At 72.8% G+C, this 21,451-nt stretch carries 21 protein-coding genes; 7 read left to right on the top strand and 14 right to left on the bottom strand.

Features of this window, described 5'->3' with window-relative positions; all coding sequences use genetic code 11:
* Positions 1 to 35 precede the first annotated feature (35 nt).
* The 8 genes from pstS to ABZT12_RS19890 all read right to left on the bottom strand — a co-directional run bounded on the left by pstS (position 36) and on the right by ABZT12_RS19890 (position 8,109).
* A complete protein-coding gene (pstS, locus tag ABZT12_RS19925) occupies positions 36 to 1,160 on the bottom strand; it encodes a phosphate ABC transporter substrate-binding protein PstS (protein WP_356385842.1) in 1,125 nt (374 codons plus the stop codon).
* Positions 1,161 to 1,383: 223 nt separating this feature from the next.
* Entirely contained in the window at positions 1,384 to 1,812 is a 429-nt protein-coding gene (locus ABZT12_RS19920; RefSeq protein ID WP_356385839.1) for an NUDIX hydrolase, read from the bottom strand.
* 75 nt (positions 1,813 to 1,887) lie between these two features.
* A complete protein-coding gene (locus ABZT12_RS19915; RefSeq protein WP_356385836.1) occupies positions 1,888 to 2,949 on the bottom strand; it encodes a CHAD domain-containing protein in 1,062 nt (353 codons plus the stop codon).
* The gene (locus ABZT12_RS19910; protein WP_356385833.1) at positions 2,930 to 5,161 is read right to left on the bottom strand and encodes an RNA degradosome polyphosphate kinase; all 2,232 of its coding nucleotides are present in this window, start codon (positions 5,159 to 5,161) and stop codon (positions 2,930 to 2,932) included. The genes ABZT12_RS19915 and ABZT12_RS19910 overlap by 20 nt, the downstream gene beginning before the upstream one ends.
* Positions 5,162 to 5,493: 332 nt before the next feature.
* Positions 5,494 to 5,742 carry a hypothetical protein gene (locus ABZT12_RS19905; protein WP_356385831.1) on the bottom strand — a complete coding sequence of 83 codons (249 nt, stop codon included), beginning with the start codon at positions 5,740 to 5,742 and terminating at the stop codon, positions 5,494 to 5,496.
* Positions 5,739 to 6,743, bottom strand: a complete 1,005-nt coding sequence (locus ABZT12_RS19900; protein WP_356385828.1) for an ABC transporter permease — start codon at positions 6,741 to 6,743, stop codon at positions 5,739 to 5,741. Before ABZT12_RS19900 ends, ABZT12_RS19905 begins: the two co-directional genes overlap by 4 nt.
* Positions 6,740 to 7,657 (bottom strand): ABC transporter ATP-binding protein, encoded by a 918-nt coding sequence (locus tag ABZT12_RS19895; RefSeq protein ID WP_356385825.1) that lies wholly within the window; start codon positions 7,655 to 7,657, stop codon positions 6,740 to 6,742. The genes ABZT12_RS19900 and ABZT12_RS19895 overlap by 4 nt, the downstream gene beginning before the upstream one ends.
* On the bottom strand, positions 7,654 to 8,109 hold the full coding sequence (locus ABZT12_RS19890) for a GntR family transcriptional regulator (RefSeq protein WP_356385822.1): 456 nt from the start codon (positions 8,107 to 8,109) through the stop codon (positions 7,654 to 7,656). The genes ABZT12_RS19895 and ABZT12_RS19890 overlap by 4 nt, the downstream gene beginning before the upstream one ends.
* A gap of 110 nt (positions 8,110 to 8,219) precedes the next feature.
* On the opposite strand from ABZT12_RS19890, the gene ABZT12_RS19885 reads away from it, so the two are divergent.
* The 5 genes from ABZT12_RS19885 to ABZT12_RS19865 all read left to right on the top strand — a co-directional run bounded on the left by ABZT12_RS19885 (position 8,220) and on the right by ABZT12_RS19865 (position 12,800).
* Positions 8,220 to 8,777: an RNA polymerase sigma factor gene (locus ABZT12_RS19885; RefSeq protein WP_356385819.1), complete on the top strand. Its 558-nt coding sequence runs from the start codon at positions 8,220 to 8,222 to the stop codon at positions 8,775 to 8,777.
* The gene (locus tag ABZT12_RS19880) at positions 8,774 to 9,619 is read left to right on the top strand and encodes a zf-HC2 domain-containing protein (RefSeq protein WP_356385816.1); all 846 of its coding nucleotides are present in this window, start codon (positions 8,774 to 8,776) and stop codon (positions 9,617 to 9,619) included. Before ABZT12_RS19885 ends, ABZT12_RS19880 begins: the two co-directional genes overlap by 4 nt.
* A gap of 114 nt (positions 9,620 to 9,733) precedes the next feature.
* The gene (locus ABZT12_RS19875) at positions 9,734 to 10,594 is read left to right on the top strand and encodes an ABC transporter ATP-binding protein (RefSeq protein ID WP_356385813.1); all 861 of its coding nucleotides are present in this window, start codon (positions 9,734 to 9,736) and stop codon (positions 10,592 to 10,594) included.
* Complete coding sequence (locus ABZT12_RS19870) at positions 10,591 to 12,114, top strand: ABC transporter permease (RefSeq protein ID WP_356385810.1); 1,524 nt, start codon at positions 10,591 to 10,593, stop codon at positions 12,112 to 12,114. The genes ABZT12_RS19875 and ABZT12_RS19870 overlap by 4 nt, the downstream gene beginning before the upstream one ends.
* Complete coding sequence (locus tag ABZT12_RS19865; RefSeq protein WP_356385807.1) at positions 12,105 to 12,800, top strand: ABC transporter; 696 nt, start codon at positions 12,105 to 12,107, stop codon at positions 12,798 to 12,800. The genes ABZT12_RS19870 and ABZT12_RS19865 overlap by 10 nt, the downstream gene beginning before the upstream one ends.
* Here ABZT12_RS19865 and mshD read toward each other — a convergent pair.
* Positions 12,795 to 13,724, bottom strand: coding sequence for a mycothiol synthase (mshD, locus tag ABZT12_RS19860; protein ID WP_356385804.1), 930 nt, complete (start codon positions 13,722 to 13,724; stop codon positions 12,795 to 12,797). The genes ABZT12_RS19865 and mshD overlap by 6 nt on opposite strands.
* A 446-nt stretch (positions 13,725 to 14,170) precedes the next feature.
* Between mshD and ABZT12_RS19855 the strand changes: the two genes are divergently transcribed.
* Both ABZT12_RS19855 and ABZT12_RS19850 read left to right on the top strand, forming a co-directional pair.
* The gene (locus tag ABZT12_RS19855; protein WP_356385801.1) at positions 14,171 to 14,293 is read left to right on the top strand and encodes a hypothetical protein; all 123 of its coding nucleotides are present in this window, start codon (positions 14,171 to 14,173) and stop codon (positions 14,291 to 14,293) included.
* Positions 14,294 to 14,506: 213 nt separating this feature from the next.
* Positions 14,507 to 16,333, top strand: a complete 1,827-nt coding sequence (locus tag ABZT12_RS19850) for an ABC transporter ATP-binding protein (protein WP_356385798.1) — start codon at positions 14,507 to 14,509, stop codon at positions 16,331 to 16,333.
* Here ABZT12_RS19850 and ABZT12_RS19845 read toward each other — a convergent pair.
* From ABZT12_RS19845 to ABZT12_RS19825, 5 genes are all read right to left on the bottom strand, one after another.
* On the bottom strand, positions 16,245 to 17,045 hold the full coding sequence (locus ABZT12_RS19845) for a response regulator transcription factor (RefSeq protein WP_356385796.1): 801 nt from the start codon (positions 17,043 to 17,045) through the stop codon (positions 16,245 to 16,247). The genes ABZT12_RS19850 and ABZT12_RS19845 overlap by 89 nt on opposite strands.
* A gap of 482 nt (positions 17,046 to 17,527) precedes the next feature.
* Positions 17,528 to 19,009, bottom strand: a complete 1,482-nt coding sequence (locus ABZT12_RS19840) for a HAMP domain-containing sensor histidine kinase (RefSeq protein WP_356385793.1) — start codon at positions 19,007 to 19,009, stop codon at positions 17,528 to 17,530.
* A complete protein-coding gene (locus ABZT12_RS19835) occupies positions 19,006 to 19,740 on the bottom strand; it encodes a response regulator transcription factor (RefSeq protein WP_356385790.1) in 735 nt (244 codons plus the stop codon). The genes ABZT12_RS19840 and ABZT12_RS19835 overlap by 4 nt, the downstream gene beginning before the upstream one ends.
* A gap of 100 nt (positions 19,741 to 19,840) precedes the next feature.
* Positions 19,841 to 20,026, bottom strand: a complete 186-nt coding sequence (locus ABZT12_RS19830; protein ID WP_356385787.1) for a hypothetical protein — start codon at positions 20,024 to 20,026, stop codon at positions 19,841 to 19,843.
* A 43-nt stretch (positions 20,027 to 20,069) separates the two neighbouring features.
* On the bottom strand, positions 20,070 to 21,353 hold the full coding sequence (locus ABZT12_RS19825) for a trypsin-like peptidase domain-containing protein (RefSeq protein WP_356385785.1): 1,284 nt from the start codon (positions 21,351 to 21,353) through the stop codon (positions 20,070 to 20,072).
* Positions 21,354 to 21,451 lie beyond the last annotated feature (98 nt).

The following is a 21,451-nucleotide window of genomic DNA, read 5'->3' as shown; positions in this document are numbered from 1 at the left end:
CGGGCCCCTCGGCGGGACCCGGCCGCACACTCGGACTAGCTCAGGCTCGCGATGGTGCTGCGGACCTTGGTGATGATCGCGTCGGGGATCGGCGCGTAGTCGATGGTGCTGAGGACCTTCTGGCCCTCCTCACTCGCGATGTAGGTGAGGAACGCCTTGGTGGCGGGCAGCGTGTCGGCCTTGTTGCCCTTGTCGCAGGCGATCTCGTACGTCACCAGGGTGATCGGGTACGCGCCGTCGGCCTTGGTGTTGTAGTTCAGCTTGAGCGACAGGTCGGAGCCGGTGCCCACGACCTGGGCGTCGGCGATGTCCTTGGTGGCGCTGTCGGTGCTGGGCGCGACCGGGGCGCTGGCGCCGGTGTCGATGGAGACGGCCTTCACGCCGTCACCGACGTAGGAGAGCTCGAAGTAGCCGATGGCGCCGGAGGTCGCCTTGACCTGCTGGGCGACGCCCGCGGAGCCGGCCGCGGACTGGCCGCCCTTGGCCTGCCAGGCCTTGCCGCCGGAGTACTTCCAGTTGGCCGGGCTGGTGGCGATCAGGTACTTGGTGAAGTTGTCCGTGGTGCCGGACTCGTCCGAGCGGTGGAACGCCTGGATCTTGAGGTCGGGCAGCGAGGCGGACGGGTTCAGCTTCTTGATCGCCGCGTCGTTCCACTTGGTGATCTTGCTGTCGAAGATCTTGGCGAGCGTGGGGGCGTCCAGGACCAGGTTGTCCACGCCGGGGACGTTGTAACCGAGGGCGATCGGGCCGCCGACCATCGGGAGGTCGATGCCCTGGCCGCCGGAGCAGACCTTCTTGGAGGCGGTGACCTCTTCGGGCTTCAGCGCGGAGTCGGAGCCGGCGAAGGCGATCTGACCCTGGGTGAAGGAGGTGACACCGGCGCCGGAGCCGCCACCCTTGTAGTTGATCTGGACGCCGCAGGCCTGGCTGAAGCTCTTCACCCACGCGTCGATCGCGTTCTTCTGCGCGGATGAGCCGTCGGCGAGCAGCTGGCCCTTGGCGTTGTCACACTTGATCGAGCCGGCGCCGGCCGACGAGGAGCTGCTGCTGCTCGCCTTGGTGCCGTTGTCGTCCGAGCCGCACGCCGTGAGGGCCAGGGCGCCGGAGACGGCGAGAGCACCGAGGGTGATGGCCTGCCGGTTCATGCGCTGAAGCTTCACTTGAGGGAGTTCCTTCCAAGAGCCGCCGTCCTGAATTCCGGCGGCGTGCGAAGACTGGGTGATGCGGGAGCGACCCCCAGGTCGCGACTCGCATCGCGTAAGGCCGAAAGTAGGCAGAACAGGTGAAGGCGCCTACGGGCCCGAGTGAACGGGGGGTGAACCCCTGAGGACGGTGCGGTTAGGTCACGGAACGCTCACGTCGAGGACACAGGGTGATCCCGGACTATGCCAGGCGGAGCGCGGCCAGCAGGGCGTCCACGAGGGTGCGGTCCCTCGGCTGGGTGAGCCGGGCGCGGGCGGCGGCCGGCGGCAGCCAGAGGATGCGGTCCACCTCGTCGTTGGGGGCGAACGCGCCGGTGGCGGCCTCGGCCGCCCAGTACCGGACCCGCTTGGGGCGATCGTTCGCCAGGTAGTACGAGGTGGGCAGCGCGGCGCCGGGGGAGGCGGTGTACCCGGTCTCCTCCTCGACCTCGCGCCGGGCGCCCGCCAGCGGGTCCTCGCCCCGCTTCAGCTTGCCTTTGGGGTGCGACCAGTCGTCGTACTTCGGCCTGTGGACGAGGCAGATCTGCAGGGTGCCGTCCGTGGGGGAGCGGCGCCACAGGACGCAGCCGGCCGCCTCGACGGTGGAGTCGTTCGGGGAAGTCGACGTCACGGTTCCTTCACCGTCTCCTCTGCTGTTCGGCTGTTTCGGCCCCGCTTTCCCCCGCCGCTCGCCGTGCGGGCCCTGTCAAGGCGTGCGTACGGTTTGTTTCTGCCAGGACTGGTGGAAGGCGAACCGGGCCGCCTCCACCTCGTGGCGCTGGTCGGCGTGGAGCACTCCGAGCGCGTACGCCGTCGCGGGGGCGATACGGGGGGTTCGGGCCGCCGAGGCCGCGGCGGCGGCCGCCTCGGAGGCGTCGCGGTGCCGGTTCAGGGCCTGTCCGGCCGCGAGCAGCCGTACGTCCACGGGGTCGTCGCCGTAGAGGGCCTCGCGGGCGTAGCGGTGCAGGCGCAGCAGCAGGCGGACCTGGTGCCAGGGGCCGTCCTGGGGGTGCGGGGCCGGGTCGGGGGAGAGGCCGTGGACGAGGGCTTCCGCGTTGTAGGGGTGTCCGGCGGTGACCAGGGGGAGCGCGGTGACCGCGGCGGTGAGGCGTTCGCCGGAGGCGGCGGCGAGCGGACGCAGGTCCGTGCCGGCCGCGGCGGGGGTGAGCGGAACCTCGCTGGCCAGTACGGCGACCTTGTCGGCGACCGCGTGGAAGCGGGAGGAGCCGAGCGCCTGGAGCGCGGTGGAGTGGGCCCGGGTGCGGGCCAGGGTGAGCTGCCGTTCGAGCAGCGCGCCCGCCTTCGCCGCGCCCACGGTGAGGCTGGAGCGCTCGGCGGCGGCCGGTGCCGGGACGGCGGGCCCGGCCGGGGCGCCGATGGTCAGCCCGGGTGTGCGGACGGGGAAGGCGGCCGAGCCCGAGAGCCGGTGCAGGGCGTGCAGCAGCCGTTCGAGCCGGGCCGCGCACGCGTGCTCCAGCGCCAACGTGCCGGACAGCCAGGCGAGTTCGGGGCGCATCTGCTCCGACCACTCGGTGTCGAGCAGTGGCCGGAAGGTGTGCAGGCTGCCGCTGATACGGCGGGCCGAGCGGCGCAGGGCGCGTGCCGCGTCGACGGCTTCCTCCGAGCCGCCCGCGGTCGCGCCGGTCTCCCGGTGCGACCGCAGTGCGCGGAGGAACTCCGTGGCCTGGGACCGCAGGTAGTCGCCGAGGGCGCTGCCTGCCACCGGTCCGGCCGTGGGGTCCGTCGGGTCAAGGTGTTGCTGTGCCACGCCGGCGCCTCCGGGCGTCAATGAGCATCTCCTGGACGTTGCGCAGGGGCTGGCCGTCCGCGTCCTTCGCGTGCCGGGTCCATTCGCCGTCCGGGCCCAGGTGCCAGGAGGAGGTGGTGTCCGACATTCCGGTTTCCAGCATGCGGTTGATGGAGCCGCGGTGGCCCGGGTCGGTGAGTCTGACCAGGGCCTCGATACGGCGGTCGAGGTTGCGGTGCATCATGTCGGCGCTGCCGATCCACACCTCGGGTTCGCCGCCGTTGCCGAAGGTGAAGACCCGGGAGTGTTCGAGGAAGCGGCCGAGGACGGACCGTACGCGGATGTTCTCGGACAGGCCCGCGACGCCCGGCCGGACCGCGCAGATGCCGCGCACCCACACGTCGACGGGCACGCCGGCCTGGGAGGCGCGGTAGAGCGCGTCGATGATCGCCTCGTCCACCATCGAGTTGACCTTGATGCGGATGAAGGCGGGGCGTCCGGCGGTGTGGTGCTGGACCTCCTTGTTGATCCGGGAGATCAGGCCGTCGCGCAGGGACTTGGGGGCGACGAGGAGGCGGCGGTAGGTCTCGCGGCGCGAGTAGCCGGAGAGCCGGTTGAAGAGGTCCGAGAGGTCGGCGCCGACCTGCGGGTCCGCGGTCAGCAGGCCGAGGTCCTCGTAGAGGCGGGCCGTCTTGGGGTGGTAGTTGCCGGTGCCGACGTGGCTGTAGCGGCGGAGCGTGTCGCCTTCCTGGCGGACGACGAGCGACAGCTTGCAGTGGGTCTTGAGGCCGACGAGGCCGTAGACGACGTGGCAGCCGGCCTCCTCCAGCTTGCGTGCCCACTTGATGTTGGCGTGTTCGTCGAAGCGGGCCTTGATCTCGACCAGGACGAGGACCTGCTTGCCGGCCTCGGCGGCGTCGATGAGGGCGTCCACGATCGGGGAGTCGCCGGAGGTCCGGTACAGGGTCTGCTTGATGGCGAGGACGTCGTCGTCCTCGGCGGCCTGCTGGAGGAAGGCCTGCACCGACGTGGAGAAGGAGTCGTAGGGGTGGTGCAGCAGCACGTCCCGGGTGCGCAGGGAGCCGAAGATGTCGGCCGCGGAGGCGGACTCGACCTCGGCGAGGTCGCGGTGGGTGCCGGCGATGAACTTCTGGTACTTCAGCTCGGGCCGGTCCAGGGAGGCGATCCGGAAGAGACCGGTGAGGTCGAGCGGGCCGGGCAGCGGGTAGACCTCGGCCTCGCTGATCTTCAGCTCGCGCACCAGCAGGTCGAGCACCTCGCGGTCGATGGACTCCTCGACCTCCAGGCGGACCGGCGGTCCGAAGCGGCGCCGCATGAGTTCCTTCTCCAGGGCCTGGAGCAGGTTCTCGGCGTCGTCCTCCTCGACTTCGAGGTCCTCGTTGCGGGTGAGCCGGAAGGCGTGGTGCTCCAGCACCTCCATGCCGGGGAAGAGCTCCTCCAGGTGGGCGCCGATGACGTCCTCCAGGGGGACGTAGCGGCCCGCGGAGCTCTCCAGGAAGCGGGAGAGCAGGGGGGGCACCTTGACGCGCGCGAAGTGGCGGTGGCCGGTGACGGGGTTGCGTACGACGACCGCGAGGTTGAGGGAGAGTCCCGATATGTAGGGGAAGGGGTGCGCGGGGTCGACGGCCAGCGGGGTCAGCACGGGGAAGATCTGGTGCCGGAAGAGGGTGAAGAGGCGTGCTTGTTCCTTCTCCGTCAGCTCGTTCCAGCGGACCAGGTGAACGCCCTCCTCCGCGAGTGCGGGGGCGACGTCCTCGTGGTAGCAGGCGGCGTGCCGGGCCATCAGCTCGCGGGAGCGGGCCCAGATCATCTCCAGCACCTCGCGGGGCTGGAGGCCGGAGGCGGAGCGGGTGGCGACGCCGGTGGCGATCCGGCGCTTCAGGCCGGCCACCCGGACCATGAAGAACTCGTCCAGGTTGCTGGCGAAGATCGCCAGGAAGTTGGCGCGTTCCAGCAGGGGTGTGTCGGGGTCCTCCGCGAGTTCCAGGACCCGCTCGTTGAAGGCGAGCCAGCTGCGCTCGCGGTCCAGGAACCGGCCCTGGGGCAGTGTGGGCCCGTCGTGCGGCGCCTCCTCGTATTCGTCGAGGTCGGCGTCGATGTCGGGTTCCAGATCGGAGACCGCGGCGGAGACCGTGTGCGGGCGGTGCGCGGCGATGGAGCCCACGGAGGGCTGCGCGTGCTGGACCTTTGCCTGGGAGTTGGACTGGCTCATGGACCCATTCTTCCGCGCAACGGGCGATACAGGCGCGTCGGAACGGGCGGGAGGGAGCGCGAGCGCGGCGGGGTCCCTCCGGACGGGGCGGAGCCGAGGCTGGGGGAGGGCTTCCCCGTTCTTCCCGTTTCCCTCCGGGGGCGGCAAGGGTTCTGGCACGACGGGCGTCATTGGCCGAGCCTCGCAAGCCCGTCTGAACCAATGGTTACGGCGACATGGCGTGCGGGATATCTGGGGGCGGCTCCCGGGGGTCTACCCGCGGAGATCGCGGGTTCTTTGCTCTCGCGGGGGGTGTGCGGTCGTTCCGTGTGGGGTTGTCGGCCGGGGCTGCCTCACCCGTGGGGCGCGCTGGGTCCCGTACGGCGGGCGAGGACCGTGGAGGCGGCCGTGTCCGTAGCCGCTGTGAGCGTCAACAGGGCTGCTGTTGGGGTGAGTTGGACGGGCCGGAAGGGGTGCTCCGGCTGGCTTTCGTCCCCCTTGCGGCCGAAGGGGAACCGGGCGGCGGCGGTGACGGCGACGGCCGTGACGCGGGGCGGCGGCGCGCGGCGCGGGCGGTCGGTGACGGCGGGAGCGGTGGTCATGCGGTGGTTGCCGTGCGGGCGGGTGTGGCTCCGGTCCGGTGCTTCAGTACGCGCAGCGCGGCCACGGCCGCCCCGGCGGCGGCGACGAGCACGAGGGCGCTGGTGAGGAGTTGGAGGGGCCAGTAGTGGGATGCGGGGTGGTAGTCGTTGTACCAGCCGACGGCGTGCAGGTCGGCGTAGCGGGCCGGGCAGTCGGTGGCGCACGAGGGGGCGGTGACCCGGGTGCCGTACGTGGTCACCAGGCCCTGGGAGACGGTGATGCCGGCGCCCTTCGGGCCGTCGATGCCGGAGAGCCGGGTGACGGTCGGCCAGAGGTGCGGCAGCAGCAGGTCGGCCGCGCTCCACAGTGCCGCCGTGATGCCCGCCGACCCGATCAGCGCGGGCAGCGACTGGCGCCGGAGCAGGCCGACGAGGACGCCGGTCACCAGGCCCGCGAGGGAGAGGGCGACGATGATCGTGCCGTTGGCGGCGAAGGTCCCGGTGTCGTACCACCGTTTGGCGGTGTCGATCCGGCCCTGGCTCGTCGACCACGCCCAGTGGTGCAGCGCCACCAGTAGTGCGGTGCCGGCCGCGACGGGGACCGCCGGGAGGGCGAGTTTGGCGGTGAGCCAGCGCACCGGGGAGACCGACTGGGTCCAGGCGAGGTGGGCGGTGCCGTGTTCCAGTTCGCGGCTGGTGAGGGTGGCGCCCGCCCAGGCGGCGACGAGCAGGGGCAGGGCGAGGACGGCGTAGGTCGTGTAGTCGTACCAGTCCTTGTAGCGCAGGATCGCGGTCTGGTCGTAGGCGCAGGTGGGGGTGGTGCAGGCGCGGTACTGCCGCCAGGCGTCGGCCGAGGCGTCGGTGAGCGGGCCGCCGACCCAGAGCAGGAGGGCGCCGAGGACGAGGACGAGGGCCGTCCAGGCGAGCAGCGCCGGGCGGTGCAGTCGCAGCAGCCAGCGGACCAGGTGCGGGGTTGCGGACGGGTGGCCGGTGGCGGGGGCGGGTGGGGCGAGGGCGGTCACGCGAGGGTCTCCTCGGTCGGTGCGGGGGTGGTGGCCTCGGGGTTGCGCAGGTAGGAGAGGAGGAGTTCCTCCAGCGTGGGCGGGCCGGTGTGCCAGTCGGCGGTGAGCGGGCCGGCGGGGCGGACCAGCGCGGTGAGTTGGCGGCCGGTGGTGCGGGACTCCACGACCGTGTGCGGGTCGAGCGCGGTGCGCGCCGGGGCGGAGATCCGCGCGTGGGCGGCGAGCAGGTCGTCGATCGCGCCGGAGAGCCGGACCCGGCCGCCGCCGATCAGCAGCAGGTGGTCGCAGGAGTCCTCCAGTTCGGCGACGACGTGCGAGGACATCACGATGGTGGTGCCGTACTGGGCGGCCTGCGCCATGAGGACGCCCATCATCTGGTGCCGGGCCAGCGGGTCCAGGTCGGCCATCGGCTCGTCCAGGAGCAGCAGTTCGGGCCGCTTGGCGAGGGCGAGGGAGAGGGCGACCCGGGTGCGCTGGCCGCCGGAGAGGGTGCGGATCCGGGCGCTGGGGTCGAGGTCGCCGTCGGCCACGATCCGTTCGGCGGCGGCGGCGTCCCAGCGGTCGGTGTTGAGGTCGGCTCCCATGCGCAGCGTCTCGGCGACGGTGAGCTGCGGGTAGAGCGGTTTGTCCTGGGCGACGTACCCCACGCGTTCCCGGGCTCCGCCGGGTGGGGTGCCCAGGACCGCGAGGGTGCCCTCGGTGGGGGCGAGCAGTCCGGCGGCGAGGGCGATGAGGGTGGACTTGCCCGCCCCGTTCGGCCCGACAACGGCGCAGACCCGGCCGGCCGGCAGCCGGAAGGAGCACTCCCGGAGGGCCCACTGTTCCCTGGCTCCGGCTCCGCCCGGCCGGAGGGACGCCCATCGCCGTCCGAAGCGGCGGCCGAGCGCGTCGGCCTCGATGGCGGTGTCGGTCATGGGGTTTCTCCCTTGTGGTGCGGTGCGGGGTGCGTTCCGGTGCGCGGTTCGACGTGCGTCTCGACGTGCGTCTCGAAGTGCGTCTCCAGTACGGCGGTGAAGAGCGCGGCCACGTCGTCCCGGTCGAGCCCGTCGGTGCGGGCCCGCTCGGCCCACGCGTCGAGTTCGGTGCGCAGGGGTGAGTCGGCCGGGGTGGTGCTCAGGCCCCGGCGGACGAAGGTGCCCAGGCCGCGGCGGGCCTCGACCAGTCCCTCGCGTTCCAGCTCGCGGTAGGCCTTCAGGACGGTGTTGGGGTTGATGGCGGTGGACTCGACGACCTCGCGGGCGGTGGGCAGCTTGTCGCCGGGTGCCAGCATCCCCAGGCGCAGTGCCTGTTTGGTCTGCTGGACGATCTGGACGTAGGTGGCCACGCCGCTGTGCCGGTCGATGCGGTAGGCGAGCGCTCCGTCCACTCCGTCACCACCCTTTCACTAATTGAGTAGTGAAAGGGTGGTGCAAGGGGGGCGGAAAAGTCAAGGCGGGACCCGTGAACCGATCGGCGGGGCCCGTGCGATGAGGGGGCGTGAGGAAAACGGGAACGGAGACCGACGCGGAACTGCTGCGCGCGATCGCCGCGGAACGGGACCGGCGCGCCTTCGAGGAGCTGTACCGGCGGTACGCGCCGTGGCTGACCGCGCGGCTGCGCGGGCGGTGCGCCGACGCCGGGGTCGTCGACGACGTCGTGCAGGAGACGTTCCTCGCCGTGTGGCGCGGCAGCGCCCGCTACCGCGAGGACGCGCCCGGCGGGGACGCCGCCGGGTGGCTGTGGCGGATCGGGTCGCGGCGGCTGATCGACGTGCTGCGCGGCGACGGCGCGCGCGGCCGGCTGCGGCAGGCGCTGGCCCGGCTGCGCCACCGGGACGAGGCGTCCGCGGAGGACCGCGTGCTCGCGGGGGTGGAGCACGGGGACCTCGCGGGCGCCCTGGTCCGGCTCTCGCCCGAACTGCGCGCGGTCCTCCAGGCCACGGTCATCGACGGGCTGACCACCCGGGAGGCGGCCGTCCTGCTGGACATACCGCCCGGCACGGTCAAGACGCGGGCGCTGCGGGCCCGCAAGCAACTGCGGGAGGCGCTGGCATGACCTGGCATGTGGCCGAAGAGGACGTACGAGCCTACGCGCGCGGTGAGTTGGCGCCGCCCGCGCTCTGGTCGGCCGATACCCACCTGGCGCGGTGCGCGGAGTGCCGGGCCCGGCTGGCCCGGCTGGCCGACCCCGCGGCTCTGGCGGCGGGCTGGGACCGGCTGGACGCCGAACTCGACGCCCCCAGAAGGGGGTTGCTGGAGACGCTGCTGGTCAGGTTCGGGGTGGCCGACCACACCGCACGGCTGCTCGCGGCCACCCCGGTGCTGCGCCGCTCGTGGCTCGGCGCGGTGACCGCGGTCCTTCTCCTGACCGTCCTGGCGACCCACTCGACGCGGGTCACCGCCTCGCCCACCTTCTTCCTGACGCTCGCCCCGCTGCTGCCGCTGGCCGGGGTGGCGCTCGCCTACGGCCCGGTGCTCGACCCGACGTACGAGATGACGGTGGTGGCGCCGCTGCACGGCTTCCGGCTGCTGATGATCCGTACGGTCGCCGTGCTCGTCGCGGGGCTGGGCCTGAACGGGCTCGCCACGCTCGCGCTGCCGGCGTACGGGCTGGGCGCGCTGGCCTGGCTGCTGCCCGCGCTCGCCCTCACGGCGACCGGTCTCGCGCTGACTCCGCGGCTCGGGCCGGTCCTCGCACCAGGCGCGGTCGGCGCGGGCTGGGCGGTCCTGCTGCTGGTGGCCCACGAGCGCACGCACGGCGGGACCCTCGCGCCGTTCACCGCCGCCGGGCAGGGAGTGGCCGCCGCGGTGGCCGCGCTCGCCGCCGGGCTTCTCTACCTCGCCCGCGACCGCTTCGACACCCGGACCCCCGGCCCCCGCCCCCGCCCTCTCGCCTGAGCACCGGCGGCCCGCCGCCCGCACCCGAGGCGCCGATCTCGCGTCCCGGACGCGCGGCCCGGCCCGGTTCCCGCACCCCTTTTCTCGACACCCGCTCTCTGACTGGAGTACGCCATGACCACCACCGTCTCCGCGGCCGGGCTCAGCCTGCGCTACGGCTCGACGACCGCCCTCGACGACGTGTCCCTGCGGCTCAGCGGGGGCGTCACCGGGCTGCTCGGCCCCAACGGGGCCGGAAAGACCACCCTGTTGCGGGTGCTCGCCACCGCCGCCCCCGCCGACCGGGGCACCTTCACCGTGCTCGGCCACGACCCCGGCACCTCCGCCGGACGCCAGGAGGTCCGGCGCGCGCTCGGCTATCTGCCCCAGACACCCGGCTTCCACCCCGACTTCACGGCCTTCGAGTTCGTCGACTACGTGGCGATCCTCAAGGAGCTCACCGAGCGTGCCGCCCGCCACCGCGAGGTGCGGCGGGCGCTGGAGGAGGTCGGTCTGTCGGACGTGCGCGGCAAGCGGATCAAGAAGCTGTCCGGCGGTATGCGGCAGCGGGTCGCGCTGGCGGCGGCGCTCGTCGGCGACCCGGGCTTCCTGGTGCTGGACGAGCCGACCGTCGGCCTCGATCCCGAACAGCGCATGCGCTTCCGGGAGTTGATCGCCCGCGCGGGCGAGGGGCGGACCGTGCTGCTCTCCACCCACCAGACCGAGGACGTCGCGATGCTCTGCCACCGGGTCGTCGTCCTGGCCGACGGCCGGGTGCGCTTCGAGGGCACCCCCGCCGAACTGACCGCACGGGCCGAGGGCCGGGTGTGGAGCGGCCCGGAACGCGACCCCGCGGCGAGGGCGGGCTGGCGCACCGGCACCGGCTCCTTCCGCAACGTGGGCGATCCGCCGCCCGGCGCCGAACTCGTCGAACCCACGCTGGAGGACGGCTACTTGCTCACCATCGACGGCACGCACGCGGAGGTCGGCGCATGAGCACCGTGATCGAGGAGGCACCCCCGGCGGCCCGCACCGATGCCGCCCGGCGGCCCTGGCCCGCGGTGCTCGCGCTGGCCGGCTTCGAGGCCCGCCGGCTCCTGCTGCGCATGCCGGTGCTGTTCATGCTGGCCGCCTACGCCGTCTGGATCGGCTGGCGCACCCACTCCGCCTGGTACGGCTACCCGGCTCTCCAGGACGCCGACCGCGCCACCCAGACCGGTCCGCTGATGGTCGGCCTGGCCGTCCTGCTCTGCGTCGACCAGGCCGTCCTGCGCTCCCAACGGCACGCCACGGAAGCGCACTTCGGGGTCCTGGTCCTTGAACCGTGGCGCCGTACGGTCGCCCACGCGCTCTCCGTCGTACCGGTGGCCGCCGTCGTCGCCGTCGGCGTGGCCGTGCAGTTCGGCCGGCAGGCGGCCGAGTCCGGTGCGGTGGGCAGCGGTTCGGTCGGCGAGTTGCTCGTGGGGCCGCTGTCGGTGCTGCTGTTCGGCGCGGCCGGTGTGCTGCTCGCCCGGGTGGTGCGGCGGCCGTTCGCGGTACCGCTCACCGTCGCCCTGCTCTTCTTCCTGTTCGTCGCCGGACCGTTCTCGGCCGGCTCCGGCGAGGGTGCCGTGCGCTGGCTCTCCCCGGTCGTCACCGAGACGGGCGGCAACACGTTCCCCGCCGACCTGCTCGGCCGCCCGGCGGGCTGGCACGCCCTGTACCTGACCGGTCTCGCGCTCGCCCTCGCGCTCCTCGCGGTGGTGGTCGCCGGGGGCCGTACGAAGCTGGTCACGGCGGCGCTCGCCGGTTCCGTCGTCCTCGGTACCGTGGGCGCGGCCGGCCAGGCCGGCGGGGTGCCGGCCGCCGTCACCGCCGCCCGCGTCCGGGCCTCGGTCACCCCCGAGCAGGTGCAGTCCTGTGCGCGGCACGGCCGGTCGACGTACTGCGCGTTCCCCGACTGGATGCCCCGCACCGGCACCTGGGCCCGGGTCGCCGACCACGTCCAGGCGCTCACCGGCGGCACCGCGCGCACCGACCGGCTCCTCGTACGGCAGCGGGTCGAGGCCCGCTACGGCCTGGACGGCGACGGGGCGATCGCTCCGTTCTCCGCGCGGGGCCAGGTCAGTGTCGGCACCGAGTGGGGCGGGCCCCGGGTACCGGAGTTCTCCGCGGCGGTCGCCTCCGTGCTCGTCACGGGGGACGAGAAGGCGGCCGGTGAGGTGTGCGACGGGCGCATGGTGACTATCATGTGGCTGGCCCTGGGCTGGCAGTCCGACCCGGTCTCCCAGCTGAGCGCGGTCCGCCTCGACGACAGTGTCGAGGGCTCCGCGATCGTCGTGTCGCAGACCGAACCGCTCTCCATGACGGCCGGACAGACCACCGTCGTACGGGAGTTGTTCACGGCCGGGGAGAAGGCGGTCGCCCCGCGGGTGAAGGCGCACTGGGCCGAGCTGACGGCCCCGAAGGTGACCACGGACCGCGTGGCGGAGCTGCTCGGCGTCAAGGCACCCCGAGAGGCGGACAAGTGCGTCTGACCGCACGGGTGTTGACGCAACTGGTCCGGCCGGTCGGGCGGGCCCTGCCCTGGCGGGCGCTCGGCGCGACCGGTCCGGTGGGCCTGCTGCTCGCCGCCCTACCGCGCCTCCTGTCCTCCCACCCCGATCCGTGGTCCGCCCTGGTCGCCCTGCGGGCCGCCGCGCTCGCCCTCGCCCTGGGCCTGGCGTTCGTCCTGGACGACCCGGCACGCGAGGTGACGGCCCCCGTACCGACCCGCCGTACGACCCGCACCGCCCTGCGGGTGGCGCTGGTCGCGCCGCTCGCCGCCCTGTGGTGGACGGCCGCCCTGCTGCTGGTCCCGGCCCGAGTACGGCCTCCCGTGGGGGACATCACCCTGGAGGCGGCCGCGGCGGCGGTGCTCGCGCTTGCCGCGGCGAACACCGCGGTCCGCCTCACGGAGGAGGCGGAGCCGGGTCAGCGGGTGGCGGGCGGCCTGCTGCTCGTCTCCCTGGTCGCCCCCCTGGCGCTGCCCGCCCGCTGGGCCCTCTTCGTGCTGCCGACCGACAAGCGGTGGCACACCGGCCACCACCACTGGGCCCTGCTCCTCACCGGCGCGGCGCTGGTGTGGGCGGTGTCCGGCCCGGAACCCCTCGGGCGCCGGGCGCGCGCCGTCCGCCGGGTGCCCGGCCGTCGCCGCCCGCGCGGTCAGGGCGCCACGTCATGACTCCGAGCGGTACATCAGGTCCGTCTCGTACGTCGTGAAGCCCAGCCGCTCGTACACGGAGACCGCCGCCTTGTTGTCGGCGTCGACGTAGAGCATCGCCGTGGGCAGTCCCCGCCCCGCCAGATGGCGCAGCCCGATCGTCGTCAGCGCCTTCCCCAGCCCGCCGCCCTGCGACCCGGGCCGCACCCCCACGACGTACACCTCGCCGAGCCGCTCCGCCGCGTGCGCCTTCGTCCAGTGGAAGCCGACGAGTGCGCCGTCCCGCTCGGCCAGGAAGAACCCCTCGGGGTCGAACCACGGCTCGCCCATCCGGTCCGCCAGGTCCCGCTGGGTGAGGGAACCCTGCTCGGGGTGGTGGGCGAACGCCGCCGCGTTGACGGCGAGCCAGGCCGCGTCGTCCGCACCGGGCACGAAGGTTCGTACGGTCACGCCCTCCGGCAGCACCGGCTCCGGCAGTTCCAGACCGGCCAACGGCCGCCGCATCTGCCGCAGTTCACGGAAGAGCGTGAGGCCGAGCACCTGCGCCAGATGCCGGGCGGCGGGGTGCCCGCCGTGCGCCCACACCCGCAGCCGCTTCCCCGAAGCGGCGAGCAGCGCGGCGCCCAGCGCCCGCCCGTGCCCGTGCCCGCGCTGGGAGGGCCGTACGACGAGTTCGGCGGCGGGTGCCTCGACCGGGTCGGTGTCCTCCAGCTGGGCGTAGCCGACGAGTTCGGTGCCCAGGGTCAGCAGCAGGTGCGCGACCCCCGGCCGCTCACCGCCCCGCAGCCGCAGCCGCCCCTGCTCGGAGACGGCCTGCTGGCCGTCGGCCGCCGCGGCCTCCGCCAGCAGGGCGAGGACGGCCTCGGTCCGGTCGGGGGAGAGCGCGGAGAGGGTCTCGACGGAGCGGGAGGTGGGCGCGGGCCGTGCGGTGTCGTCGCTGGTCATGCGTACGAGGGTAAGTGGTGGAAGGGGTGGCGACCCGGCGCCTGCGCTCTTCCCGCGGCCGGGCCGACGCGGTGGGCCGCGGGAAAGCCGTTTTAAATTCTGTGTAAGCACCGCTTCAGTTCCTCGAATTCCCTGAGAATCATCCACAGCAATTGCTCAGGAAGGTCTCAGCGGAAATGGTCTTTTCCGCGCCGGACGTGCCGTAGTGTTTTCCATGTCGAAAGCGAAACAGCGCGAACGACATGAACCGCACGAACGACATAAATGTCTGGGACAGAGGAGAGAACGATGAGCTTCCACAAGATCACGCCGGTCAAGAAGAGCCACAAGCCCGCCCCGGCCCCGAAGAAGCCCGCGCCGAAGAGGCCTGCTCAGCCCGCCAAGCGCCGCCCGGTCGGCCACAAGTAAACCGAATATAAAAACTCGTTCCAGGGAGGGAATTGATAATGAGCTTCCACAAGATCGCCCCGGTGAAGAAGAGCCACAAGCCCGCTCCGGCGCCGAAGAAGAAGCCCGCCAAGAAGGCCGCGCCCGCGCCGAAGCGCCGCCCGGTCGGCCACCAAGGCTGAGCCAGTACACCGAGAGGCGGGGCCACCGGCCGGCGAGCGAACTCGCCGGGTGGCCCCGCCTCGGCCATGCCCGCGAAAAGCCGCAGTAGGGGACTCCGCTGTCCGGAAATGCGCTGCCCGGCAGACCGCCGTCCGGCAAGCCGTTGCCCGGGCAGCCGCTGCCCGAAGTCCCGAAGTCCCGAAGTCCGTGAATGGAGAGGGGAGTTGTCGACCATGAGGGAAGCCCACGAGGCGTTCCGTCGTTTCTGGCCGCTGACCCGCGGCGACCGCAGATGGCTCGTGGCGATCATCGCGTGCGTGATCGTCTCCGCGCTCGCCGAGACCGCCTCGATCCTGCTCTTCGCGGACCTCACCGACCACGCCCTCAAGGCCGGTTCGCTCGCCGCGTTCTGGGGCCCGGCGGCCGGCTGGCTGGGCGTCGCCGCGCTGGGCGCGCTCGTCGGCTACGCCGGCAACTCCCTGGCCACCTGGACGGCGGAGAGATTCGTCCTGCGGCTGCGCGCCGGAGTCTTCCGCCACGTGCAGGACCTGCCCCCGCACTTCTTCCGCGAGCACCGCCGGGGCGACCTGGTCGAGCGGCTGACCGGTGACGTGGAGGCCATCGAGCAGATGGTCGTCTCCGGTGTCGTCAGCACGGTCTCGGCCGCCTTCTCGGCCGTCTTCTACGCGTGCGCCGCGCTCTACCTGCGCTGGGACCTGGCGCTGGCCACCTTCCTCCTCGCCCCCCTCTTCCTCCTCGCCGCCCGCCGCTTCTCCGGCCGGATCAAGCAGGCCTCGCAGGACGAGCGGACCGCCGACGGCGCGATCACCTCGGTGGTCGAGGAGTCGCTGGGCAACGTGGTGCTGACGCAGGCCTACAACCGCCGCGCCGACGAGGAGAACCGCCTCGACCGGGAGGCGCGGGCCTGGATGAGCGCGTCCGTGCGCGGGGCCCGGCTGAGCGAGATGTACGAACAGTTCGTCGAGGTCGTCGAGACCCTCTGCGTGCTCGCGGTGATCGGCCTCGGCGTCTGGGAGATCTCGGCCGGCCGGATGACGCTGGGCCAGCTCCTCGCCTTCGCCGCCTTCATCGGCTACCTCTACCCGCCGGTCCGCGACCTCGGCCGGCTCGGCCTCACGCTCACCGCCGCCACCGCCGGCGCCCGTCGCGTCAACGAGATCCTCGACGCCGTCCCGGCCGTCGGCGACCCCGCCGAACCCACCCCCGCCTGGCCCGTCCACGGCTGGGTCGGCTTCCACGGCGTGACCTTTCGCCACCCGGGCGCGGCCCGCGACTCCGTCGACGACGTCACCTTCACCGCCGGCCCCGGCGAACTGGTCCTCGTCACGGGCCCGAGCGGCGCCGGAAAGTCCACCCTCGCCACCCTCCTGACCCGCTTCTACGACCCCTCGGCGGGCGTGATCCGCCTCGACGGCGTACCCCTGCGTGACCTGCCGCTCGCCTTCCTCCGCGAGAACGTCGCGTTGCTGCCCCAGCAGACGCTCATCCTCAACGGCACGATCCGCGAGAACATCGCGTGCGGTCGCCCCGGCGCGAGCGACGCGGAGATCGAGCGGGCCGCGCGGGCCGCCGCCGCACACGACTTCGTCGCCGCCCTGCCCGAGGGCTACGACACCGCGATCGCCCCCGGCACGGCGGCCCTCTCCGGCGGTCAGCTGCAACGGATCGCGATCGCGCGGGCGATGCTGCGCCCGGCCCCCGTCCTGGTCCTGGACGAACCGACCGCGGGCCTCGACTCGATCGCCGCCCGCCAGGTGGTCCAGCCGCTGCGCCGGCTGATGTCCGGCCGTACGACGATCCTGATCACCCACGACCTCAGCCTCGCGCCGGACGCGGACCGCGTCCTGGTGGTGGACGGTGGCCGGCTCGTCGAGGCGGGCACGCACGCGGAGCTGGTGGCGAGGGGAGGGACGTACGCCCGGCTGGCGGGACCGCTCCCGGAGGCGGCCCTCACGGCGGGTTCCCCGGACCCGGAGGACACGATGATCCTGCGGAACGTCGGGCGGGACCCGGCCGGGCGGAGGCCGGGGCAGGGGTAGCGGGGGCCCGCAGGCTGTAACCCAGCCCCCGCACGGTGTGGATGAGCCGCGGTTCGCCGCGGCTCTCCAGTTTCCGGCGCACGTACATGACGTACACGTCGAGCGTGTTGGAGGTGGGCTCGAAGTCGTAGCCCCACACGTGCCGGTGCAGCTGGGAGCGGGTGAGCACCTTGGCCGGGTGCCGCAGCAGGTACTCCAGCAGCAGGTACTCGGTCCTGGTGAGACCCACGGGCCGGCCGCCGCGGGTGACGGCGCGGGTACGGGTGTCCATGACGACGTCCTGGAACACCAACTGCCCTCCGGTGTCCGGCTTCTTGGGCGCCCGCTCCGCACTCCTGCGCAGCAACGCCCGCACGCGGGCCAGCAGTTCCTCGGCCGCGAACGGCTTCGTCAGGTAGTCGTCGGCCCCGTTGTCGAGGGCGACGATCCGGTCGCCGACCGCGTTCCGCCCGGTGATCATCAGGATCGGCACGGTGGACCCGGAGGCCCGGATCCGCCGGGTCGCGGCCAGCCCGTCCAGCTCCGGCATCGTCACGTCCATCACCACCAGGTCGGCCCCTACCTCCTCCGGCACCCCGGGCACCCCGAGGAGAGCCAGCGCGGTCCGCCCGTCCGCGGCGAGAACGGTCTCGTACCCCTCGTATCTCAGCAGCCTGCCGAGCCCCTCCCGCACATCCTCGTCGTCGTCGGCCAGCAGAATCTTCCGCGCCATCCCCACACGGTGGGACGAACGCCTGTGGCCAGGCTGGCAGCCGAATGTGCGTGAGCTAGGGCCTGACCTGCACGAGGGGGCGGGGGCGGGGGTGCGGGTGCGGGTGCTGGAGCTGGAGCGGGTGCCCACAGTCGTATGCCCACGTCCGTAGGCCAACGCCTGTGTGCCCACAGCCGTAGGTCTACGACCGTGGGCCAACGTCCGTGGGTCAATGTCCGTGGGTCAACGTCCGTGGGTCAACGAGGCGTGGGTCAACGTCCGTGTGCCAACGACCGTAGGCCAACGTCCGTAGGCCAACGTCCGTGGGTCAACGACCGTAGGTCAACGGGCGTGTGCCCACAGCCGTAGGTCTACGACCGTGGGTCAACGACCGTGTGCCCACAGCCGTAGGCCAACGCCCGTCGGCCCGCCATCAGCCGTACGCCAACGCCCACCCCTCCCCGCCAACAACCCTGCGCAAAAAGGCAGTTCTACGGCTACGGCTACGGGTACGGCGCCGGCTCCGGCTCCGGCTCCGGTTCCCGCGGTGGGGTGGGCGTGCCCGGGAGCCGTACGGTCGCTACCGTGCCGCCGCCCGGGGCGCGGGACAACGTCACCTCGCCGCCCGCCTGTTGTACGGTCCGGGCCACGATCGACAGGCCCAGGCCGGAGCCGGGCAGTGCGCGGGCGCTCGGGGAGCGCCAGAAGCGGTCGAAGACGTGCGGGAGTTCGTCGGCGGGGATGCCGGGGCCGTGGTCGCGGACGGTGAGGACGCCGTCGTTGAGCTGGACCTCGACCGTGCCGCCCTCGGGGCTGAACTTCACCGCGTTGTCGAGGATGTTGACCACCGCGCGCTCCAGCGCGGACGGCTCGGAACGGACGAACCAGGGCTGTACGTCCGCCGTGATCGTCAGCTCCGGGCCGCGCAGCCGGGCCCGGCGCAGGGCCGCCTCCACGGTGTCCTGCAACGCCACCACCTGGACGCGTTCGCCCCGCTGCCCCTCGGAGCGGGAGAGTTCCTGCAAGTCGCCGATGAGCGAGGCGAGTTCGGTCATCTGGGCCTTCACCGAGGCGAGCAGTGCCTTGCGGTCGGCCGGGGGGATCGGGCGGCCGGTCTCCTCGCTGCGGGTGAGGAGTTCGACGTTGGTGCGCAGCGAGGTGAGGGGGGTGCGGAGTTCGTGACCGGCGTCGGCGATGAGCTGCTGTTGCAGTTCGCGGGAGCTGGCCAGGGAGGACGTCATCGAGTTGAAGGAACGGGAGAGGCGCGCCACCTCGTCGTCGCTGTCGTCCTCGACCGGGATGCGGATGGTCAGGTCCTCGGTGCGGGCGACGTGTTCGACGGCCTCGGTGAGCTTGTCGACGGGGCGCAGACCCGCGCGGGCCACGGCGAGACCGGCGACGCCGGCTCCGAGCACGCCGATGCCGGAGACGAGGAGGAGCAGCAGCGCCAGTTCGTTGAGCGTGGACTCGGTGCCCGCGAGGGGCAGGGCGTACAGGAGGGCGGCGTCCGGGACGACCGTACGGTTGCCGTTGCTGTCGAGGGTGACGAGCGGTGTCGTCAGCACCCGTACGGACTTGCCGTTCTTGTCGACGCCGTTGTGGACGACGCTCTCCGTCGGGTTCTTGGCCACGCCGGTGTCGTCGCCGGTGACCTTCACGGTGCCCGGCGAGTCCGAGGGGACGCAGGACGACCCGTTCGACCGCACCACCTGGAAGTAGTACTCGGAGGGCGGGTGCAGGCCGTTGGTGTCCGGGGCCGACTGGGTCTGGCCGCAGTTGTTGATGGCGTCCATGAAGCTGCGCTGCTGCGGACGGGCCGCCGAGGTCTTGAGCTGGTTGTCGACCTGGGCGTACAGCTTCCCTTGCACGATGAACCAGCAGGTCACCGAGACCGCCGCCACCGCGAACGCCACCGCCGCCGCCACCAGCATCGCCAGCCGGGACCGGATCGGCAGGGTCCGGAAGCGGCGTACGAACCGGCTCACTCGGCCCCGCCCTGGCGCAGGACGTACCCCACGCCCCGGACCGTGTGGACGAGGCGCGGCTCGCCGCCGGCCTCGGTCTTGCGGCGGAGATACATGACGTAGACGTCGAGGGAGTTGGAGGACGGTTCGAAGTCGAAACCCCAGACCGCCTTGAGGATCTGCTCGCGGGTGAGGACCTGCCGGGGGTGGGCGAGGAACATCTCCAGGAGGGTGAACTCGGTACGGGTCAGCTCCACCGGGCGCCCGGCGCGGGTCACCTCGCGCGTCGACAGGTCCATGCGCAGGTCGGCGAAGGTCAGCGAGTCGTCCTCGGGGGCGCCGGCCGCGGCGGCCGCCGCGTAGGAGCTGCGGCGCAGCAACGCGCGGACCCGGGCGAAGAGTTCGTCGAGTTCGAACGGCTTGACCAGGTAGTCGTCGGCGCCGGCGTCGAGCCCCGTGACCCGGTCGCCCACCGTGTCGCGGGCGGTGAGCATCAGGATCGGCGTGGTGGTGCCGGCGCCCCGCATCCGGCGGGCCGCGGTGAGACCGTCCATCCGCGGCATCTGGATGTCGAGGACGACCAGGTCGGGCTGGTACGCGGTCGCCTTCTCCAGGGCGTCCGCGCCGTCGACGGCCACCTCGGTGTCGTACCCCTCGAAGGCGAGGCTGCGCTGGAGTGCTTCGCGCACCGCCGGCTCGTCGTCGACGATCAGGATGCGCTGGGTGTCACGGTCGCCTTCGGCGGGGCTCATGGGCTGGGTTCCTCGGATGCGGTGGGACGACGGGAGGCTGAACGCTTTCAGCCTCGCATGCTTCCCGGCCGGCGCGTGTAGGGGGCGAGCGGGTGCGGGCTCAGCCCCGGGCCGCCGCCGTACGGCGGCGGGTGCGGGGGGCCGTGGTGCGGCGGGCCGGAGCGCGGGTGACCGCGACCTCCGGCGCCCGTGCCGCCGGCGCGTGCAGTTGGTACGCCACCGCGAGGGCCAGGCCGAGACCGGCCGCGCCGGCGTCCTGCACCGTGTGCGAAACCTGCTTGATCATGACGTACTCCCTACGGGGTGGTTGCGGACCGGACGGGCCGGAGTCAGTTGTTGTCGGTGCCGCCGGCCCGCAGCGTGGCGAGGTCGGCCTTGACGGTGTTGATCGGGATGGCGAAGCCGAGGCCCACGCTGCCCGCGTCGGACGACGAGGACGAGGAGGACGAACTGGCCGAGTACATCGCGGAGTTGATGCCGATGATGTCGCCGCTCGCGTCGATCAGCGCGCCGCCGGAGTTGCCCGGGTTGAGGGACGCGTCGGTCTGGAGCGCCTTGTACGTGGTCGTGGAGGAGCCGGTGTCGCCGTTGAACTGCTGGCCGCCGAACTGGAACGGCCACTGGCCGTCGCCGCCCTGGCTCTGCCCCTGGCTCTCGTCGGTCGAGACCGTCACGTCACGGCTGAGGGCGGAGATGATGCCGCTGGTGACCGTGCCGGTCAGGCCCTCGGGGGAGCCGATCGCGACGACCGTGTCCCCGACCTGCACACCGGCGGAGTTGCCGAGGGTGGCGGGCTTGAGGCCGGAGGCGTTGGCGAGCTTGAGGAGGGCGAGGTCCTTCTTGCTGTCGGTGCCGACGACCTTGGCCGTGTACTCCTTGCCGTCGCTCGTCCTGACCTTGATGGTGGAGGCGCCGGAGATGACGTGGTTGTTGGTGACGATCTCGCCGTTGCTGGTGACGACCACGCCGGAGCCGGTGGACGTGCCGTTGCTCAGCGTCGCGTTGACCTCGACCACGCTGGGGGCGACGGTCGCCGCGATGGTGGCGACGTCACCCGTCTTGCTGGAGGGCACGACGCTCGTCGTGGTGCTGCTGGTGGCGATGGTGTTCTTGCCGGTCAGCTCCTGGAAGCCGTAGGCGGTGCCGCCGCCGATCGCCGCGGCGACGATGGCGACCGCCGCCAGCAGGGCTATCGGGCCGCGGGTCCGCTTCTTCGGCGCCGGGTCGGGCGTGACGGCGGTCAGGAGAGCCGTACCGCCGCCGTGTCCGTCACCGTGGCCGCCACTGTGTCCGTCGACCCCGTGTCCGTCGACTGCGGGTCCGTCGACTGCGGGTCCGTCGACTGCGGGTCCGGCGACCCCGTGGCCGGCGCCGGGGGCGTGGCCGTCGGCACCGAACGCGGTCTGCGGGGCCGGGGCGGGGGCCGGGGCCTGCGTGGACCACGCCGTGCCGGCGGGCTGCGCGGACCCGGCGGGCTGCGCGGGCTGGTAGGCCGGCGGGGCCGGCCACTCCGGGTTCACGGGGGAAGAGACGTGCTGCTGCTGGGGGTACGCCTGCGGCTGGTCGCCCTGGGGGGTCTCGTACTCGCCGCTGCGGCGGAAGCTCTCGGTCATGGAACAGAGACTCCCGCCTGATCATGAGAGCTGACTGAGTCCCCGCTGAGAAGCCCGGCAGAACCTCGTATGCCCGATATAAAGCCGCCCGAGGCCCG

Origin of the sequence: Streptomyces sp. NPDC005423 (genome assembly GCF_040606415.1) — a bacterium.
Classification (GTDB): domain Bacteria; phylum Actinomycetota; class Actinomycetes; order Streptomycetales; family Streptomycetaceae; genus Streptomyces.
Note: the sequence above shows the minus strand (reverse complement) of the source record. Positions and strands in the feature narration are given on the sequence as shown.

What these genes read in the sequence shown, in the direction of transcription:
- ABZT12_RS19910 (WP_356385833.1), bottom strand. Translation starts at nt 5,161, where the DNA reads ATGAGCCAGTCCAACTCCCAGGCAAAGGTCCAGCACGCGCAGCCCTCC.
- ABZT12_RS19905 (WP_356385831.1), bottom strand. Translation starts at nt 5,742, where the DNA reads ATGACCACCGCTCCCGCCGTCACCGACCGCCCGCGCCGCGCGCCGCCG.
- ABZT12_RS19895 (WP_356385825.1), bottom strand. Translation starts at nt 7,657, where the DNA reads ATGACCGACACCGCCATCGAGGCCGACGCGCTCGGCCGCCGCTTCGGA.
- ABZT12_RS19880 (WP_356385816.1), top strand. Translation starts at nt 8,774, where the DNA reads ATGACCTGGCATGTGGCCGAAGAGGACGTACGAGCCTACGCGCGCGGT.
- ABZT12_RS19875 (WP_356385813.1), top strand. Translation starts at nt 9,734, where the DNA reads ATGACCACCACCGTCTCCGCGGCCGGGCTCAGCCTGCGCTACGGCTCG.
- ABZT12_RS19870 (WP_356385810.1), top strand. Translation starts at nt 10,591, where the DNA reads ATGAGCACCGTGATCGAGGAGGCACCCCCGGCGGCCCGCACCGATGCC.
- mshD (WP_356385804.1), bottom strand. Translation starts at nt 13,724, where the DNA reads ATGACCAGCGACGACACCGCACGGCCCGCGCCCACCTCCCGCTCCGTC.
- ABZT12_RS19855 (WP_356385801.1), top strand. Translation starts at nt 14,171, where the DNA reads ATGAGCTTCCACAAGATCGCCCCGGTGAAGAAGAGCCACAAGCCCGCT.
- ABZT12_RS19850 (WP_356385798.1), top strand. Translation starts at nt 14,507, where the DNA reads ATGAGGGAAGCCCACGAGGCGTTCCGTCGTTTCTGGCCGCTGACCCGC.
- ABZT12_RS19845 (WP_356385796.1), bottom strand. Translation starts at nt 17,045, where the DNA reads ATGGCGCGGAAGATTCTGCTGGCCGACGACGACGAGGATGTGCGGGAG.
- ABZT12_RS19835 (WP_356385790.1), bottom strand. Translation starts at nt 19,740, where the DNA reads ATGAGCCCCGCCGAAGGCGACCGTGACACCCAGCGCATCCTGATCGTC.
- ABZT12_RS19830 (WP_356385787.1), bottom strand. Translation starts at nt 20,026, where the DNA reads ATGATCAAGCAGGTTTCGCACACGGTGCAGGACGCCGGCGCGGCCGGT.
- ABZT12_RS19825 (WP_356385785.1), bottom strand. Translation starts at nt 21,353, where the DNA reads ATGACCGAGAGCTTCCGCCGCAGCGGCGAGTACGAGACCCCCCAGGGC.